Source organism: Scytonema sp. PCC 10023, from assembly GCF_963920835.1.
Taxonomy (GTDB): domain Bacteria; phylum Cyanobacteriota; class Cyanobacteriia; order Cyanobacteriales; family Nostocaceae; genus Kalymmatonema.
This window is the reverse complement of sequence record NZ_CAWUDP010000025.1, coordinates 1-17375: the sequence shown is the minus strand read 5'-3', so window position 1 is coordinate 17375 and position 17375 is coordinate 1. Positions and strand designations below refer to the sequence as shown.

General features: G+C 42.2%; 16 protein-coding genes and 1 pseudogene. 8 read left to right on the top strand and 9 right to left on the bottom strand.

Annotation, left to right across the window (positions count from 1 at the left end; genetic code table 11):
• Nucleotides 1-57 precede the first annotated feature (57 nt).
• From ACM0OZ_RS16790 to ACM0OZ_RS16775, 4 genes are all read left to right on the top strand, one after another.
• Nucleotides 58-435: a response regulator gene (locus ACM0OZ_RS16790; RefSeq protein WP_414583956.1), complete on the top strand. Its 378-nt coding sequence runs from the start codon at nucleotides 58-60 to the stop codon at nucleotides 433-435.
• A 494-nt stretch (nucleotides 436-929) separates the two neighbouring features.
• A complete protein-coding gene (locus ACM0OZ_RS16785; RefSeq protein WP_414583955.1) occupies nucleotides 930-1319 on the top strand; it encodes a response regulator in 390 nt (129 codons plus the stop codon).
• 571 nt (nucleotides 1320-1890) lie between these two features.
• The gene (locus ACM0OZ_RS16780) at nucleotides 1891-2268 is read left to right on the top strand and encodes a response regulator (protein WP_414583954.1); all 378 of its coding nucleotides are present in this window, start codon (nucleotides 1891-1893) and stop codon (nucleotides 2266-2268) included.
• 276 nt (nucleotides 2269-2544) lie between these two features.
• Nucleotides 2545-5850, top strand: a complete 3306-nt coding sequence (locus ACM0OZ_RS16775) for a GAF domain-containing protein (protein ID WP_414583953.1) — start codon at nucleotides 2545-2547, stop codon at nucleotides 5848-5850.
• A 79-nt stretch (nucleotides 5851-5929) separates the two neighbouring features.
• On the opposite strand, the gene ACM0OZ_RS16770 is transcribed toward ACM0OZ_RS16775, so the two are convergent.
• The 4 genes from ACM0OZ_RS16770 to ACM0OZ_RS16755 form a co-directional block, all read right to left on the bottom strand.
• Entirely contained in the window at nucleotides 5930-6112 is a 183-nt protein-coding gene (locus ACM0OZ_RS16770) for a ribbon-helix-helix protein, CopG family (RefSeq protein ID WP_414583952.1), read from the bottom strand.
• 48 nt (nucleotides 6113-6160) lie between these two features.
• Nucleotides 6161-6421 carry a hypothetical protein gene (locus tag ACM0OZ_RS16765; RefSeq protein ID WP_414583951.1) on the bottom strand — a complete coding sequence of 87 codons (261 nt, stop codon included), beginning with the start codon at nucleotides 6419-6421 and terminating at the stop codon, nucleotides 6161-6163.
• Between the two features lie 30 nt (nucleotides 6422-6451).
• Nucleotides 6452-8677 carry a CHASE2 domain-containing protein gene (locus tag ACM0OZ_RS16760; protein WP_414584024.1) on the bottom strand — a complete coding sequence of 742 codons (2226 nt, stop codon included), beginning with the start codon at nucleotides 8675-8677 and terminating at the stop codon, nucleotides 6452-6454.
• Between the two features lie 500 nt (nucleotides 8678-9177).
• Entirely contained in the window at nucleotides 9178-9990 is an 813-nt protein-coding gene (locus tag ACM0OZ_RS16755) for a sulfurtransferase (protein ID WP_414583950.1), read from the bottom strand.
• Between the two features lie 170 nt (nucleotides 9991-10160).
• Between ACM0OZ_RS16755 and ACM0OZ_RS16750 the strand changes: the two are divergent.
• The 4 genes and pseudogenes from ACM0OZ_RS16750 to ACM0OZ_RS16735 form a co-directional block, all read left to right on the top strand.
• Nucleotides 10161-10556: pseudogene (locus ACM0OZ_RS16750) on the top strand (Uma2 family endonuclease); the annotation flags it as partial.
• A gap of 341 nt (nucleotides 10557-10897) precedes the next feature.
• Nucleotides 10898-12031 carry an RNA-guided endonuclease InsQ/TnpB family protein gene (locus ACM0OZ_RS16745; RefSeq protein ID WP_414583949.1) on the top strand — a complete coding sequence of 378 codons (1134 nt, stop codon included), beginning with the start codon at nucleotides 10898-10900 and terminating at the stop codon, nucleotides 12029-12031.
• Nucleotides 11976-12311, top strand: coding sequence for a zinc ribbon domain-containing protein (locus ACM0OZ_RS16740; RefSeq protein WP_414583948.1), 336 nt, complete (start codon nucleotides 11976-11978; stop codon nucleotides 12309-12311). The genes ACM0OZ_RS16745 and ACM0OZ_RS16740 overlap by 56 nt, the downstream gene beginning before the upstream one ends.
• 56 nt (nucleotides 12312-12367) lie before the next feature.
• Nucleotides 12368-13006 (top strand): transaldolase family protein, encoded by a 639-nt coding sequence (locus ACM0OZ_RS16735; RefSeq protein ID WP_414583947.1) that lies wholly within the window; start codon nucleotides 12368-12370, stop codon nucleotides 13004-13006.
• Between the two features lie 114 nt (nucleotides 13007-13120).
• On the opposite strand, the gene ACM0OZ_RS16730 is transcribed toward ACM0OZ_RS16735, so the two are convergent.
• The 5 genes from ACM0OZ_RS16730 to ACM0OZ_RS16710 all read right to left on the bottom strand — a co-directional run.
• Nucleotides 13121-13564, bottom strand: a complete 444-nt coding sequence (locus ACM0OZ_RS16730) for an Hsp20/alpha crystallin family protein (RefSeq protein WP_414583946.1) — start codon at nucleotides 13562-13564, stop codon at nucleotides 13121-13123.
• A 372-nt stretch (nucleotides 13565-13936) separates the two neighbouring features.
• Complete coding sequence (locus tag ACM0OZ_RS16725) at nucleotides 13937-14074, bottom strand: hypothetical protein (protein ID WP_414583945.1); 138 nt, start codon at nucleotides 14072-14074, stop codon at nucleotides 13937-13939.
• Nucleotides 14067-15806, bottom strand: a complete 1740-nt coding sequence (locus ACM0OZ_RS16720; RefSeq protein ID WP_414583944.1) for an alpha/beta hydrolase — start codon at nucleotides 15804-15806, stop codon at nucleotides 14067-14069. The genes ACM0OZ_RS16725 and ACM0OZ_RS16720 overlap by 8 nt, the downstream gene beginning before the upstream one ends.
• Nucleotides 15807-16309: 503 nt before the next feature.
• Entirely contained in the window at nucleotides 16310-16483 is a 174-nt protein-coding gene (locus ACM0OZ_RS16715) for a hypothetical protein (protein WP_414583943.1), read from the bottom strand.
• 657 nt (nucleotides 16484-17140) lie between these two features.
• Nucleotides 17141-17375 (bottom strand): WD40 repeat domain-containing protein (locus ACM0OZ_RS16710; protein ID WP_414583942.1); only part of this gene is annotated, 235 nt, incomplete at its 5' end.

The window sequence follows — 17375 nt, the reverse complement described above, 5'->3', positions numbered from 1 at the left end:
AATGTGTTGTTTTGACTTGGCTGTCTTCGCAAATGGCTTGAAAGCTAAAACTGAACTATGTTAGCAAAGCGGATTTTGGTTATCGATGACGAAATAAACCTGTGTACTGTTATTAAGGTTTGTTTAGAACGCATAGGGGGTTGGCAAGTGCTGATAGCTCAATCTGGTAGCGAAGGACTGGTATTAGCTGAAACTGAACTCCCTGATGCTATTCTACTAGATGTTATGATGCCAGATACGGACGGATTGGTTGTGTTACATACATTGCACATTAATCCGGTTACCGAAACAATTCCAGTGATTTTACTGACTGCTAAACCACAGCCTGTAAACTTGAATCAATCTGCACAGTTAGGCTTTGTAGGGGTTATTCCCAAACCTTTTGACCCTCTAGAGTTGGCGGATCAGGTAGCCGAATTGCTGGGATGGGAATAAGCTTGCCTTAGTTTCATTCATATTACCCTCATACACACAAAATTCCAAGCACTACAAGTTTTTGGCAATCCTCAGAATTTCCTCATTCTTTTTGCATAACTTCATAAAATAACGATCCAAATCTTTTAGGGCTTACGCACACTCTACGAATTCTTGGCGCTCTTAGCGTCTTGGCGGTAGCCTGCGGCACGCCCTTCGGGTATGTCTTCGACACGCCTGAGTCCTTCGGACACGCTGAGTCCCTGTCGGGGCACGCTTCGCGAACGCGAACGGCGAACGCAGTCGCCTGGCTGTCGGGAAACCCTCCAAAGGGCGCTGCCTCACCGCTGCGCGTCTACCATAAATTAAGCTTAGGGGCGATTTTTGCGTAAGTCCTGTCTTTCTAAACAGTTGTGAGTTCTTAATTGTTCTGCAAAAAAATTCTACGGTTTGAATACATTCGTAATTCTGAAAGGGATGTATATTTTTTGACTATAAATCAGCAGGAATAAGAGATGATGGTAAAACCTGTTACTAAAAGAGTTTTATATATTGATGACGAACCGGATATGCAACTGATTGTGAAAACCTGTCTCCAGACATTAGGAGGGTGGGAGGTAGAAGTCGCGAAATCAGCCACAGAGGGTTTAGTTAAAGCAGAGGAGTTGAAACCAGATGCGATCATTTTAGACGTGATTATGCCCGAAATGGATGGTGTTGCTTGTTTAGAAAAACTAAAGTTAAATGCCAAGACTCAAACCATACCAGTAATTTTTTTAACATCAAGGTGGAATATCACTGAACGGTATCGGTTTTCAGCGTTGGGTGCTGTGGGGGCGATCGCTAAACCATTTAACGCTTTGACTCTGGTTCCTGAGATTGCAAAATTTCTTGGTTGGAATTAAGAAATAATGCACTAAACTAAAAAACTTTCCACATTTTTTGTCATACTAAATGAGTTTATTTAGATGTTCAAGATTTTTGGGATATCTAAGTATTACTGTAACCTCTATCTAAGAATTACATGAAACTTCTTGCAAAAGTTCATGATGAAGTGGATATGAAACAGCACTTTTTAGCAGATAAACGCAGAGAAAAATAGACATTTTTGACTTATGCAAGAGGTCTATTATTCAGCATTGTTAGTAGTTCAACCTAATTAAATCTCGTTTTTTCAGCAAGAATATAATTTGGAATTCCTAATTTATTGGCATTGTAATTACCGAAGAAAGGCAGAGGGCAGAGGGCAGAGGGCAGAAGGAAAGAAGGTAAGCTTTGATACAAAAATAAGTCCTCTGTTCTCTGCCATAAGGTTTAAAGCCCCTGAATTTATTTATGGAGAAAAATAAACGCGTAGCAACTTTATTAAATCCCCCGAATTCATTCGTGGGGACGCCTTCTGCCTTCTGCCTTCGTACTTCTGCCTTCTTAAAAGTTAATAATTAATAATTTTCTTATTGAAATTAAGGCAGGAGTATGGCTTTGCTTGAAAAAATTCTTATTGTAGACGATTCTCTGAGCCAATTGGATCTCATGTGTCATTATCTTAGAGATAGTGTTTACCGCATTATTAAAGTGACTAGCGCTCAACAAGCTTTAAAAATCGCCTTACAAGAAGAACTTGACTTGATAATTACTGATGTCGTTATGCCTGAAATGAGCGGGTTTGAGTTGTGCCGTTTCCTGAAAAAGAATCCAGCAACTCAAAAAGTGCCAATTGTGATTTGCAGTTCCAAAAATCAGAAAGTTGACCGTTTGTGGGGGATGAAGCAAGGCGCTGTCGCCTATGTCTCTAAACCCTTTACCCGCGAACAGTTCCTAGATGCTATTGAATCAGTGGCAGTATCAATGTAAAGTTACAGTGTAAATCTCATCACATTTTTTTCTTTGAGTGTGACAGAAACAGAGTATACAAAAAAATGAGTTTCTGATAGTATTTAATTTACTAAGCTACAAGCAATATTTAGCTTATTTCCCTATTAATGTTAATGTAGGCGAAACCATTTAATTTTATTTGTGTGACACCTATAAGCTATTGTTCAGTCTTTGTTTTCATCTCAAAACTTGCATCTACCACTAGCAATTTTTAAACGTTACTCATTTAAGCACAAGGTTCTTGAGGATTGGTAGATGGTTAGAATAGTTGACAAAGATACAAATTATGCTATGGGCAAAAATGAAGATATTGAACAGAATTTCTTCATAACATCGTTACAGCAAAATACTGTCATACAGCCTAAAGTTAACTTTCGTAATTCCCGCCGCCGTCGTATGATTTCTTGGCTGAGGCGGACAAGCTTACGTACCAAAGCGATCGCTTTTATCTTTATTATTGGTACTTTGCCAGTATTTGGAATTGGGGCAATCACCTATTACTTGGTAAACCAATCAACGACAAAGGAAATTGTTAACAACAAGCAAGATAGAGCTTCTTTGTTGGCAAACAATATCAGCAGTTTCATGCTGAGACGGTATGGAGATATTCAAATCCTCTCTAGACTGACATTTCTGCAAAATCGCCAATTGAGGGCAGTGATCAGCCGTGAGCAGATGCAAGCACGGCTGAGGAACTATTTAGATATTGAAAACAGTTATGAAAGCATTGCGGTTTTTGATATCAAGGGTAATCTGGTTGCCGATTCAGCAGGAGAATCTATTCCTAACCAAAAAAACGAAGAGTATTTTCAAGAAGTACTCAAAACTAAAACGCCCTATATTAGCCAGCCGAAAGCCACAAAAAGCGTAGATCAATCTAAAATTTACATGGCTGCGCCTGTCAAAGATAGTGACACGGGTGAAACAATTTATATTGTTCGGACAGTGATACCCGTGAAATCTTTAGAAAAGGTAGTCCTGAACCCGCAAATTAATCAAGATGATTACAAGGTTGTAGATAGTTCTGGAAACATATTCCTGTCTAGAACAGGGAGGAAAACAGGTTTAAATGTAAAACAAGAAATTCCTCAGTGGAAAGAAATACAAGCAAAGAAGCAAATAACGACTCAGATTTTATTTAATAAAAAGGACAATGCTGAAAAACTAGTAACCTACGTGCCTTGGCAAAAAGTAGAAGGGTTGCCAGATTTAAAATGGACATTACTTTTGAGTCTAGATACAGCAACTGCATTCGCAACGCAACAACAATTATTACTGGCATTGGAGATAGGGACGCTAATAACAGCATTGCTGGTTGGTAGCATCGCGGCAATTATAGCTACTCGTGTGCTCAAGCCAATTGAAGCTGCGATTATGGCAGTGGAAAAATTGGGTAAAGGTAATCTTGATACCCGAATTGCCATCAAAGGCGAAGACGAACTTGGAATCTTGGCTTCTCACATCAACCAAATGGCAGACCAAGTGCAAGGCTTCCTACACAAACAAACCGCGGAAGCTGAGCAATTAAAGTTGTTGACAAACATCTTGCTCTCAATTCGCTCCTCTGTCAATTCTGAAGAATTGTTCAACATTACAGTCACAGAAGCAAAACTTGCCCTCAAAGCGGATCGAGTCGTGATTTATCGCTTCAATGCTAATGGAGGCGGACAAGTTATAGCTGAATCAGTGAATCCTGGTTTGCCTGTGGCTTTTGGGGAGATAGTTGAAGATGGTTGTATTCATAAGGACATCATAGACGCTTACAGACAAGGTCGGGTGATGGCTGTGAACAACGTCAGTGAAGCAGGCTTTTCTCCCGAACATCAGAAGTTCATGGAAAGATTGCAAGTCAAGGCGAACTTGGTGACGCCAATTTTAAAAGATAACCAAGTCTTAGGCTTTTTGATTGCTCATCACTGTCAAGAAGTTCATGCTTGGCAGCCCTATGAAATTAATTTCTTGCGGCAGTTAGCAATTCAAGTTGGGCTGACTTTAGAACGTGTCAGTTTATTGGAGGTAACACAGACACTCAAAGACCTTGCTATCCACTTGTCTAGAACTCATAACTCGCAAGATATCTACAATTTGGCGGTTCAAAGCATCCGCAAAGCCTTGAAGGTGGAGCGAGCAGTCATTTACAAAATAGACGAAAATTTGCAAGGAAGCGTAATTGCAGAATCAGTCGTTGCGGGCTGGCCGGCTTCTCTTGGGGCAGAAATTTACGACCCATGTTTGAAAAATTATGTTGATAAGTATCGGCAAGGTCGTGTTGTCGCCATTAACGATATTTACCAAGCTAATTTGAGCGAGTGTTACATCAACCAATTAGAACCGTTTGCAGTCAAAGCAAATTTGGTCACACCGATCCTGATCGGTGACCAACTGCTGGGCTTGTTAATTGCCCATCAGTGTGAGCAACCTCGTTTATGGCAACAGTCTGAAATTGATTTGTTTGAGCAATTTGCCAGAATTGTGGGACTGGCTTTAGAGCGAGCCAATTTTTTAGAGCAAGCCGAACAAGGACGCCAAGAAGCAGAAAAAGCTTCTCAACTGCAACGTCAGCAGAAAGAAAGGCTGCAACTGCAACTGCTAAGATTAATAGACGATCTTGAAGGAGCATCTCAAGGAGACTTGACAGTGCGTGCGCAAGTCACCGCTGGAGAAATTGGCACTGTGGCTGACTTTTTCAACTCCTTGTTGGAAAGTTGGCAGGAGATTGTTACCCAAGTCAAACTAGCCGCTACTCAGGTAAATAATGCAATTGCAGACAACTCAGGATCGATGGGTCATTTGGCAATTGAAGCACTCAAACAAGCAGAGGAAATTAGCCGTACCCTCGATGCTGTTGACCAAATGAGGCAATCGATTAAAGCCGTAGCAAAAAATGCGAAGCAAGCCGAAGAAGTTGCCCGTACGGCATATCACGCCGCCGAAACCGGAGATACAGCAATAGACCTAACAGTCGAAAATATTATAAGTTTGCGTGAGACAATAGGGGAAACCGGGAAAAAAGTCAAGCGTCTTGGAGAATCTTCGCAACAAATTTCGCGTGTGGTGGCATTGATTAAGCAACTTGCCATGCAAACCAACTTGTTAGCTATCAACACGGGTATTGAAGCGGCGCGTGCTGGTGAAGAAGCTCAAGGTTTTGCGGTGATTGCGGAAGAAGTCGCCGTACTAGCAGCTCAAAGTAGCGAAGCAACTGAGGAAATTGAAGAAATTGTTGCCAATATTCAACGCGAAACCAGGGAAGTTGTTAAGGCTATGGAGTTGGGAACCACGCAGGTTGTTGAAGGGACGCGTCTAGTTCAAAATAGTAAGTACAGTTTCAACCACATTCTTGAGGTGTGTCGCCAAATTGACCAATTGGTGCAGTCAATTTCTCACGCTACAGTATCTCAGGTGCAAACTTCCCAAGAGGTTTCCATTCTCATGCAAGATATCGCCCAAATATCTGAAATGACCAGCAATTCATCTCGTCAAGTTTCCACATCTCTCCAAGAAACAGTGGAGATTTCCCAGCAATTGCAAGAAAGTGTGCGGACATTCAAGGTGAATTAGATGGGGATGAAAGTCAAAAGTCAAAAGTCAAAAGTCAAAAGAATTTTTTACAGAAAATCGCAGAGAAAGCCCACGGCTTCTAGTCGTGGGATGAATCTGCTGACCCTTTAGGGTCAGTCCTTTTAAGTCTACGCCGCAGTCCCCTAATAAGCTCTCTTAGCACTTCAGTTTGATTTCTCACTTCTTGATCGCAATATTTCTTTAGTAATTCTTTCTCGTCTTGAGTGACGCGAAACGTGATAAATACTTCGGGCTTAGGCATTGACGGATACCACAGTTAAAGGTATCTTAATTATAGTGGCTAGGGTAATCAACCACTTAAAAAACCCAGTCGCCCTTGGGCAACGCACCTTGAAAACTGAAGATATGGGGTTCTAGCAGGAAAGGCACTGCTAGGTAAAATCTTCATGCACCAAGGAAGGCGAAAACCAAGATTTATGGTTGAAACCGTACGGTGGGGCGCACCGGAACGGGCTTCTGTAATGGAGTAAAAAGCTTGAGGAGAGAACCACCTCTGGCGCAGTCGGGTAACTGATTGTGGTAAGTGGACTCGTAGAGACAAGAATCCCACGGCTTTAACGTAAGTGGAGCCGTGAGAGCGTCAATTTTCCACAACCCTCAAATCCTGTAATACAGCAGAAGCTGATTGATAGCGATCGCTAAAGTGGTAACGCACCATCTTATCTAAAATCTCCGCCAACTCCTCGCTCACTTGCGCCCATTGACGCCACATTACAGTACCAGTATCATTATTTGGCTGGAGTTCGTGAGGTGACAATCCAGTAACCGCCTGAATGCCAATCATCCCCAAAGCATAAATATCACTGGACAAACGGGGATGACCAGCAAACTGTTCTGGTGGTGCGTAACCCCGCGTCCCAATAGCTACTGTCGCTAATTCAGTTTCCTCCTGATTGAGTGGTTGCATCATCTTAACTGCACCAAAATCAATCAGTACTAACTGATTATCTGTAGCACGCCTGATAATGTTAGTTGGTTTAATATCTCGATGAATCACACGACGCTCGTGAACAAAGGCAAGAACTTCTAAAATCTCTTTAAGCATATCGATAACAAACAGTTCATTTTGCACCCCCCGCACAGGTGGTAATTCCTCACTTAAAGTATGTCCCTCAATATATTCTTGTACTAAATAAAATTCATGATTGTCTTCAAAATATGCTAAGAGCTGCGGAATTTGATCATGTTTTCCCAAAGCCTCTAAAATTTCGGCTTCGGCATCAAATAATCTTCTTGCAACTTGCAAAAATCTTGTATCCCGGCGGGCGGGCATCAGTTGTTTAACGACACAGATAGGATTGCCTGGGCGCTGAGTATCTTCTGCTAAATAAGTGCAACCAAATCCACCTGAACCAAGAACTCTAGTAATTTTGTAGCGTCCGCTTAAGACCGTATCACCAGTTCTTTTTTCTAGAGTATCAATTTTTGATGAACTGTGAAGATGTTTGTCTTTAATTGCTGTACTTTCTTTTAACAGTGTATTTAACTGTTCTATAGCCTCTTGTTGTTTTTCTACTTGCAGAACAATGATTTTTGTTTGCTGCTGAGTTTGGTATGTGGTGTAAGCCATCACACTGACTCCACTGATTACCAATGCTATAGCAGGCGGTACTATCGGCACCCACTCTGCTTGCACAAACAAAATAATGCAAATCACCACCAAGCCACTTAGAGTCATACCTCCTACAACAACCAGCAATAAAGGATGTCGCAAACGCCACGCTAAAGCAGCACCTAACAGCGACCAAACCCAAACCCATACAGCTTCAGACGAGTCAGAAAAGTACCAAATGACACGTCGCCTATCCAAAACTGTACTGAGCATCTGACTAGCTATCTGTGCATGAATCAAGACAGCAGGCATTCTTGCAGGTTGGTTTGGCAAAGCACTGTAGGGTGTGTAGAAGCCACGATCAAGGCTAGGAGACTTAGTCCCAATAATGACGAGACGGTCTTTTATCCAGTTAGGATTTATACTGCCGTTCAGGACTTGTGAGAAAGTGACTTCTTGGGCTAGGCTATCCGGATGGCGATAATTCAACATGATTTGGTAGCCGCCATCATCCATCCTTTTATAACTACCTGCATTGCTGTCGAGAACTTTAAAACTGGCTTTTACCTTTTGTGAATGAGTATCAACCAGCTTGAAATTATTTTCATCGCTGAAATCAGGTGCAATTCCTTCTTTTTCTAAATATTTAACTGCAACTAAAGCAGCAAACGAGAAGTTCGTTGTACATTTCTTATCTTCTGGGGAATTCGCAAACAACAAACTGCGGCGGACAATGCTATCTTCATCAGATATCAGGTCAGTAAATCCGACATTATCTATAGGAAAATTCGATGGTGGTGCAATTTCCGGCGTCCCCACGCTGCTGAATGCACACGTACTGAAGATGTTGTCTCGACGCTTTAAAGAAGCCCCCAGATTTGCTTGTTCTGGTCTATATATATTTACACCAATGACACGCGGTTGATAGGACTGTAATTTCGCCAACAACTCGTTCATTTTATTGTCCGACACAGGCCATCTGTATTGCCGAACATCATCTTCAGTAACAGTCACCACCAAAATACGCGGATCAGGTGCTTCAGTGGGACGTAACCGTAACATCTCGTCATATGCTCTTAACTCCCAAGACTGCAACCATTTTAGTTCCCGTACTCCCAAAACTAAAGCAGTGACGCCCAAACTGGCGACAAGAACAGTTCGCAGCCAGCCTTTAGGAGCATTGTTGTGCCCAGAAGTGCCTTCTTTGGGAGCCTCAGTTAAACCAAGTTCCTCAGGCTTGCGTTCAACAAGCATATCGCGACGATTTAACATCTGCAAAGGAGATGGGGAGGCTGGAAAGGTCAAACAACCCCTATTTTTTGCCCATGAAGCACGCAGTTTTTGTAATAGTCCTGTAATCACGGAGATGCGGCACTAGCCAAAATGTGGTAGACTTCTCAAACCTGGAACTGAAGTTCCAGACTACAGACTAGGAAAAATTGAGATTATCCCAGGTACTATTCACTCTAGCAATTTAATTGCTAGAAAGAACTTCGTACACTGCCATAAAAAAACCTCACTTTCAGCCCGCCCACGGTGAGCCAGCGCGAATGACGGCTTTCCCGACAGCCAGGCGACTGGCGCTCGCGTTCGCGGAGCGTGCGCTTTGCGCTCAGCGTATCCGAAGGATTCACCCCGAAGGGGCGCTGGCTCCTCCGTGGGGGTCCGGAGTTCCCTACAAAAGTAAGCAAGATCCCCGACTTCTTTAAGAAGTCGGGGATCTAAACCAATTGATTTTCACAAGAAACGCTTATTTATTCAAGTGGATATTTTTCAGATGGACAAGCTGACCATTCCCACATTGAACCTGCATAATTCTTCACATCAGAAAAGGCTAAGTTAACAAGAACAGCGACAAAAAAAGCCGAGCGAATTCCACCCGTACAATAAGTCACAGTAGGAGTATCACGCTGAATTCCTAAGGTTTCTAATTTGGCGATAATTTCCTCTGGCTTAAGTAAAGTTCCCTGACTATCCATTAAATCTTTAAAGTAGAAATGCACAGCACCAGGGATATGTCCCCCTCGCTGTTCACCATAGGGAGTTTCTCCAGCATATTCTCGCTTTTGCCGAGTATCAATGACAGCCAACTTGTTTTCTGAAAGATTGACTTGAAGTTCATCACGCTGAATTTCCCATAAAGCAGTGCGATTAACAACAAAATCTCCTATTTCTGGTGGTTGATTAAGTCCGCGAGTCGTCGGAACACCTGCTTTAACTAGTGCATTGTACCCCCCATCAACAAAAGCTGTATTTTGATGTCCTAAAGTCCGTAACATCCAAACTATGCGCCCTTCTTCCCCAAAATTGTCAGGCGGATTGCCAATGACAATCACAGGTTTTGAGTTAAAAATACCAACTTGACGTAGTTTTTGTTCTAAAATCTTTGCATCTGCAAGGAGTGTTCCCCGATAGGGTTTTTGGTTATTTGAAAATTGCTGCCAAGTGACGTGAACAGCACCAGGAATATGTGAAATCAACCACGCCAACTTGTTGCGAGTGTCAAGAATTGTCGCCCCTTGAGATATCAATTGCTTGGCTTCGTCTGCGTTAACTATCCATTGCATATTTTTTTTAAGCAATGACTATAAGTTTTGGCTTGTGCAATAAAGCCCAGGAAGAACGGCTTCCAGTTGTACCACAGCTTTCAGTTTACCTCTGGCAAAGAACTCTTGGTGCAACATTCACCAGCTAAACTAGACTTACAACCGCCACGTCAAATATATACGCAGATGCTATGTCTTTCGCTCCAGACATAAGAAATTCGGAAAACACTGTGGAAGATGTTATCTTTCCACCTAGTGACTTATATAGTGACGAACCGCCATTAGAAACGGATTTACATCGGTTACAAATGACGCTGCTCATTCAATGTTTAGAATGGGTGTGGCGCGTTAGCGAAGCTCCTCTGAAGGAGGCTCGCAATAACTTCTACGCTTCTGGGAACCTGACAATTTACTACAGTCCTCGTCAGCGCAATTCTGAACAATTCAGAGGTCCCGACTTTTTTGTTGTCCTGGATACTGAACGCAAACCCCGTAAAAGCTGGGTCGTTTGGGAAGAGGATGGCAAATATCCTAACGTGATTGTGGAAATTCTCTCTTCTGCAACAGCTGACACCGACCGAGGTTTAACGGACTCGCGGAAGTCCCCACCCTCTACGAAGTAGGGTGGGGATCGATAGCGGTCAATGAAGAAGACATCCCCGACCGATATCAGCCGTTGGGCTGTTGAGGGAGTGGGATGACTGATGAATTGACAATTTTTGCATTGGGGAGCGAATCTATATAATCTTCTATTACGGCAGTCATTGTTTTGTCCGTCATAACTGCATATTCTCTAAGTATATTAAGTCTACGGTCTGACAGTCTTAAGTTGAAGTATTTCTTTTTTCTTGTCGTTATTATGTCGTGCTATGTGTTAGTATAACCCGAGGGTGAAAAAGAGGTAAAACAAAGGGTGGCAACAAGGCGAATGACGTTTCGGTTATACCCAACAAAGCGAATAGAACAGTCTTTGAAGTATCACCGTAAACTTCACAAAGACTTGTATAATGCTGCTCTCTACAACAGATTTACGCAGTACGAAAAGTTTAACCATTCTGTTACTTATATTGAGCAGCAAAATAGTCTGCCTACATTTAAAGAGGTTTGGCATGAGTACAAAGAGATAAATTCTCAAGCTTTACAAGCCACTTTGAAGCGGGTAGATTTTGCATTTGAGCGATTCTTTAAAGGATTAGGAAAACGTCCAAAGTTCAAGTCAATTCGTCATTATTCGGGATGGACTTATCCAGCGAAAACTGGCTACTCTGTTGAGTCTAATGGAGAAAACGGACATCTTGTACTGTCGAAAATTGGACGAATAGTAATGCGGGGCAAAGCTAAGTATTGGGGAACTCCAACTACTTGCACAATTGTTTACCGCAAGGGGAAATGGTACGCATCTATCACCGTTGATGTTTTAGAACAAGTACTCAAGCCTGAAATACTACCAGTAGGTGCAGTTGGAATTGATTTAGGCTGTAAGTCGGCATTGTCTATAACAGATGGGGAGAATCATGTTCAAATTTCAGCACCCAAATTCTTGCGTAATGCTGAACGCGATATAAAACGAGCGTCTAAACAAAAAAGACGCAAACAGCCACCAAACAGAAAGAAAAAAGTTAAAGCTTCTAGAAGATGGAAGAAAGCCCAAGCAAAGGTTAGTAAAATAATCCGTAAGGTTGCTAACCAACGGCAAGATTGGGTGCATCAAGTTGCAGCAGAGATTGTAAGCGGTAATAGCTTCGTTGCAACTGAAAAGCTAGAAGTTACTAACATGACCCGTAAAGCAAAGAAAGGCGACGCATTGTCCCCTAAAAATCGGGCAGCCTTATTACAACGAGTACCCGACTACGCCGACAGATCAACAAAACAAAGGCTGCCCGATTTTTTACGTGTAAGACCCCGTAAACGCAAAAAACAATCATGCGGGCTAAATAAGTCAATACTTGACGTTGGATTTGGAATGCTACGAAGCACGATCAAATACAAAGTAGAAGAAATTGGTGGTGTGTTTATCGAAGTTCCAACCAAGAAAGTTAAGCAAGCGTCAAACCTGTCCTAAATGTGGACACCAACACAAAAAGACACTTGATGAAAGAATTCATCAGTGTCAACATTGTGGATATATACAAGACAGGGATATTGCTGCCGCCGAAGTGATGCTGTACTGGTCAAAAGGAATTCTACCGGGGTTTGGAACAAGCCTCGTAGACGCTGATGTTGCCAGCGCTACTTCATGCCCTAGCAAAAAAGCTGGAAGCATGAAGCAACTGGGACGCGCGAAGCGTCAAAAATCTACTCTTACTGGGCTGGATGTAGAAACCCGCACGAATACGAAGTAAGGGCGGGTAGTTCATAGTACCTGTGTTGTTAACAAACCTGAAACGGCGAAACAATCATGGCAATCTATTTGGACTCGGCAATTCTATCTGAAGCTGAAATTGCCAGTAAAATGGGCTGGGTAAAGGGCATCACCACGAATCCGACACTTTTAGCTAAAAGCGATGAGCCACCGGAAACTACGCTGAAAAAATTGGCACCGTTAACCTCAGGACCACTATTCTACCAGCTCGTGTCGTCTGATTTTGAGGGAATGCTGGCGGAAGGGAGGAAAGCTTTTGAGATTATTGGCAAACAAACGGTGTTGAAAATTCCAGCAACACAAGTCGGGTTTGCAGTGGTGGCGAGTCTGTCGCCGGAGATAACTTGTTCAGTGACGGCGATTTACAGTGCAGCACAGGCAGCAGTGGCACGGGAGGCGGGTGCTAAAATGGCGATCGCTTATGTCAATCGTGCAACCCGGTTGTTAGGCGACGGAATTGCCCTGGTACGGGATATGGCTAGCGTACTTACTGGCAGTGATACTGAAATTCTAGCAGCTAGTATCAAATCACCAGAAGAAGCCGCAGCATCGCTACAAGCTGGAGCGCATCATCTCACTTTACCTTTGCCAATGTTACAAGCCATGACTACCCATGAATTCTCCGACAAAACCGTGGAAGAATTTGCCAAAAACGGCATTGGTTTAAAGATTTAATGCTTTACTTAGGATAATAAAAAAGCCTGGTAGCTATAATGCAACCAGGCTAATATTTAAGTTACAGAGTAATGAGGAAGAAATCTATACTGCACAGTTGAAATTTACAACAATTTAGTGAGCAGCTTGTTCTAGATTAACTTTGACGACTGTGTTTTTCGCTTCTTCCTTCTTAGGTAATGCCAGATTCAAAATACCATCTTTGTATTCTGCGGTGACTTTGGTGTTTTGAATGTGAGTAGGTAAAGGAATGACGCGTTGAAATTTGCCATATTGGAATTCACTGCGGGTATAGCCTTTCTCTTCAGTTTTGGTTTCAGACTTACGCTCCCCACTGATAGAAACGGCATTTTCTGTTACTTGAATATCTATATCTTTGGCTTCCAAGCCTGGAACTTCTAACTTCAGATGGATGGCATCATCTGCTTCAATGAGTTCAGCCGCAGGAAATCTTGTGAAGCCTTCCCAAGTTTTTGTTGGCGCTATTTCATCAAATAGGCGGTTAAGTTGATTGCTTAAAGCGTTAAATTCTTGCCTGGCGTTCCAACGACTTAACATATATACTTCTCCCTCTTATATAAAAAGTTGTTGTTTCAATCAAGTCAGGAATCAATTCCTTCCTTTGATTCTCATATTATTGCAAGATAAAAATACTGTTGGTTCGGTTCTTCTCACCCAAGAAATCTTAATGACCGACCATAATATTAGACATAATAAATATTAGACATAATATAACCCACCTTCCGCACTGTACAAATTCATTATCCTGTGCATCAACGAAAATAAAATCGCTTCAGGCTTTTCTCAATCATCCTTTGATTTGTTGATCGGCAGCGTTAAGCGTAGCTCTGCCGTAGGCAATCGCCTAAAAGTTGTCGCCAAATCAAGGTTGAATGCCTCAAACCCGTACACATATTTTTTGTTCCCTGTCTATCCATAAGTTTTCTTAGCGTCTTCCTTTAGATTCTCTGTTGCCATATTGCTGTCATCCCACTCTCTACCGTCAGGTTCAGCAATGGTTTGATTTGGCGTATGATTCAAGTTCTCAGTTCTTGTTTCATTAACCATACATTAGATTCTTCTGATTCCTTGTGTCAAGCCTAATTGAGATACTCTTACCCTGAGAAAGGAGTGAATACAGGCAAAAGCAAAATGCTCTTAAAGATAAGCTCAACCTGTCTTCTAAATTTTTGGATAGATCGCTTGCGTTAAGTGTTTTCACTAGTGCAAGCTGGACGGGCAATTGACTGATTGCTTTCGCATAGCCTGCACTGACATAGGAATGATACTGTTGTTGATTCATGAGATACGTCTTAAAAAAAGCGACATTGAGTGCCTTAATATACTGATGCACAAGTGCAGGATTAGTCCCAACAAGGAATGGAAGAACCGGAACCACCTCATTTGGAGAGGGAGCAAGCGCAGAAAAATGAGTTGCACCCGTCATCAGGGCTAGATATTTATTAGGTGTTGTTAGCCAAGTGAACGGTTGAATTTGTTCGGGTATAGCGGGCGCGAGCATATCTGCACTGCTGGCAACAATCATCGTTGGCACTTTAATCTGACTTAGCCCAGCTTGCCCAAAGATTGCACTGCTAAAAGGGTTGATTGCGATCGCGGCTTTAATTCGAGGATCGGACAAATGGGAGGGCAGTTGAGGGAGTCGTGTTGCCTCGCATTGCAGCAACAGCGACGGATTCAGCGAATCTTGAGACGTTTGACACCGTGCTTTGAGATTTTGCACTTGAAGCGTCGCGCCTGCAAGGATTAGAGCCGTGTTTCCTCCAAATGACTGCCCAACAATCCCTACGTTTTGCAAGTCTAATCGCCCCTGAAGGTTAGGATCGATGTGAGATAACTGCTCCAACTTGTTCAGCAACTTGCTCACATCTATTGGGCGATCGACAAATTCTTGTGGCGGGATGATATCTCTGGTTCTTCCTGCTAGTAATGCTGCTAGCTGATTTGAATTACTCCCAGAATGTTCTGGAACGACAACAGCAAATCCATAAGAAGCGAGATGTTCCGCCAGGTAAGCAAAGCTGAAGCGATCAGAACCCAGCCCGTGAGAAATGACTACAATCGGATGCCGTGTTCTCGAACGCGGAACATAGAGATCGGTTATAATTTGTCGAGCGCGCTCTGGATCGCTCAAGGTCAAGGTTTGCTTCTGCCAAGCCAATTTTCCGGGTTGCTGCAAGTTTTCAGATTTTGAGAGGTCAGAGGGAAACTGTGCCTCTAGCGTCGCTTTTTGATTGACAACCATACTTGCATCGTGAGTCTGATTCACAAACTGATTCACTTCTCCAACCAAAGCAAGGGCTTCTTCGATCTTGATGTAAGCAGTTTTAGAGGGAAAGTGTTGTAAAACCTCTAAAGCTGTGAATCCCTGTGGATTTCTTGCAGCTAGAATTATCGCGTCTCGTAGGGCATGAGATTTGGATTCGTGACCATCAGTTTGAATCACTTGCTCTAAACGTCCTAGCAGTTTCTCTCCGATTGGAGTCTGTAAAAACTGAGAAACGGCAACAGAATCGAGTGGAATTTTAGTGTACAATAATTGTTGCAATTGAGTGAGTTGCTTTGAACTGGTTCTGCCAGAATCAGCGAGTTTGCTGTCAATCTGACCTGTGCGAGCATAAGTTTGCAAAGATGAGATCGAAGTTGAGCCTGATAAAAAACTATAGGATACTCCAATCCGCTCTGCACTTCGCGCAGGATGCACGACAGCAGTAACAGATAAAACGCATGACAATGTAAGCGTTAATCGGCTGATTAACTTGCTGTTAAAAAGATTCATTGTTCTAGCCCAAATCTCTTATAGAACCTATTTGAGAACTCTGCTTGAAACACAAGATAAGCAGGAAAGCTGTTTGAGAAAAATCAACGCTTCAGGAACCTGGGTTCGACGTAAGAAAATGACCTCAAATCGTTATCCCATAAAACTTTGGGCGAAAACAACCGTCCGGGTTTTCTTATCAACAAGCCAAAGATATTGAGAATTGATAGTAGGTTCTCAATAAAATTGGTTAATTATCAATAAGCATTCGGTTTCACCGAGATGTCAAATGAGCCGATACCTTTGTCCTGCATAAATTACAAGCGTTTTCCTTATATCGAACTCAGGTTTCAGGAAGAAAATCAACAAGCATGGAATCCAGAGAATCTTAGCCTTGAGAATATAACAAAAGATATCAAATAGGTTCCATCGTCGTTGATATTGGAGTACTTCAGCACTGTGTAGATAGCCTTTCGCCGATGAATCCAACTTGAAAAGTCATTGGCTAAACACTATTGCAACTATTACAAGGAGTTTGACTTACGATTAAGCTCACTACTCGCTGGCTCACTTTTCGCATCCGGTGCGCTTTGTGCGGGAGGTCTAATATTCGAGCCTGGTAAACTAGCACCAGTCGTCGCAATTGTAGCAAACATTTCAACTATCTTGTCTGTGATTGCAGTCATGTTACCTTTCATAGATTACTCCTTTGCATTTGCTGAGTGAGTTGAAGCTTGTTAGGTCGTTGAACGTTTTCATGTATCCACAATATTGAAAAAAGTTTCAACGAGCAGTAGGGGAAAATAGGATGTTGATTTATATTTGACTCTTTAGGGCTTCTAACGTAACCCCAAGCATCATTATTGGAAATACGTCACAGTGCGGTTATAATATTGGGTATCCCCACCATAGGGAGTATTCTGTATAAGCAAAACATGGCGACAATTCAAATAGTTTTGATTTCCTGAAACTTTCGCGCCAGCAGGAGCTATGTATGTCAAAGTGGAGACTGTAGCAAGTGCAAAAAATAGTGTTTTTTTCATTATTAATTTTGCTGATAAATTTTTGTCTTTCTAGCTAAGAATGCTTAGATTTGATTAATCGTTCTGGGTTTGTCTTGTCTCTTAGCTATAATCATGCCCTATTGCTTTTATGTCTACAAGGGTCTGTTCCATGCCACTTTTTGAAGTGACAAATTTATTAAAGAGAAAAATAATATATGCAAGTGAAACGAAAATGAAATGAGATTAATACCAAAGTGAACAAAAAATGGAAAAAATACCTAACTTCTTTAAGAAGTTAGGTATCTGAGTTTTTCAGCTGTACTTGTATTTGATTTAATCAAAATCCTTGTCCTACTCTCTGGGACATAACTCCTTCGCCTCATCAGGACGAGTCGCCAAATAACCATCCAACCAACGACACCCCTGCGCTAGTAAACTATCTAAGTCCAAATTCCACAATTTGATGGTAGTGTCCGAACTTCCAGAAGCTAGAGTTTTGCCATCCGGACTAAATCCCACGCTGAAGACTGTACCAGTATGCCCGGTGAAGGTGGAAATTAGTTGACCCGTGCTGATATTCCACAAT

Coding starts and splice junctions, on each gene's coding strand:
- ACM0OZ_RS16790 (WP_414583956.1), top strand. CDS start 58: ATGTTAGCAAAGCGGATTTTGGTTATCGATGACGAAATAAACCTGTGT.
- ACM0OZ_RS16785 (WP_414583955.1), top strand. CDS start 930: ATGATGGTAAAACCTGTTACTAAAAGAGTTTTATATATTGATGACGAA.
- ACM0OZ_RS16780 (WP_414583954.1), top strand. CDS start 1,891: ATGGCTTTGCTTGAAAAAATTCTTATTGTAGACGATTCTCTGAGCCAA.
- ACM0OZ_RS16775 (WP_414583953.1), top strand. CDS start 2,545: ATGGTTAGAATAGTTGACAAAGATACAAATTATGCTATGGGCAAAAAT.
- ACM0OZ_RS16770 (WP_414583952.1), bottom strand. CDS start 6,112: ATGCCTAAGCCCGAAGTATTTATCACGTTTCGCGTCACTCAAGACGAG.
- ACM0OZ_RS16760 (WP_414584024.1), bottom strand. CDS start 8,677: ATGCTTGTTGAACGCAAGCCTGAGGAACTTGGTTTAACTGAGGCTCCC.
- ACM0OZ_RS16755 (WP_414583950.1), bottom strand. CDS start 9,990: ATGCAATGGATAGTTAACGCAGACGAAGCCAAGCAATTGATATCTCAA.
- ACM0OZ_RS16745 (WP_414583949.1), top strand. CDS start 10,898: ATGACGTTTCGGTTATACCCAACAAAGCGAATAGAACAGTCTTTGAAG.
- ACM0OZ_RS16735 (WP_414583947.1), top strand. CDS start 12,368: ATGGCAATCTATTTGGACTCGGCAATTCTATCTGAAGCTGAAATTGCC.
- ACM0OZ_RS16730 (WP_414583946.1), bottom strand. CDS start 13,564: ATGTTAAGTCGTTGGAACGCCAGGCAAGAATTTAACGCTTTAAGCAAT.
- ACM0OZ_RS16725 (WP_414583945.1), bottom strand. CDS start 14,074: ATGGTTAATGAAACAAGAACTGAGAACTTGAATCATACGCCAAATCAA.
- ACM0OZ_RS16720 (WP_414583944.1), bottom strand. CDS start 15,806: ATGAATCTTTTTAACAGCAAGTTAATCAGCCGATTAACGCTTACATTG.
- ACM0OZ_RS16715 (WP_414583943.1), bottom strand. CDS start 16,483: ATGAAAGGTAACATGACTGCAATCACAGACAAGATAGTTGAAATGTTT.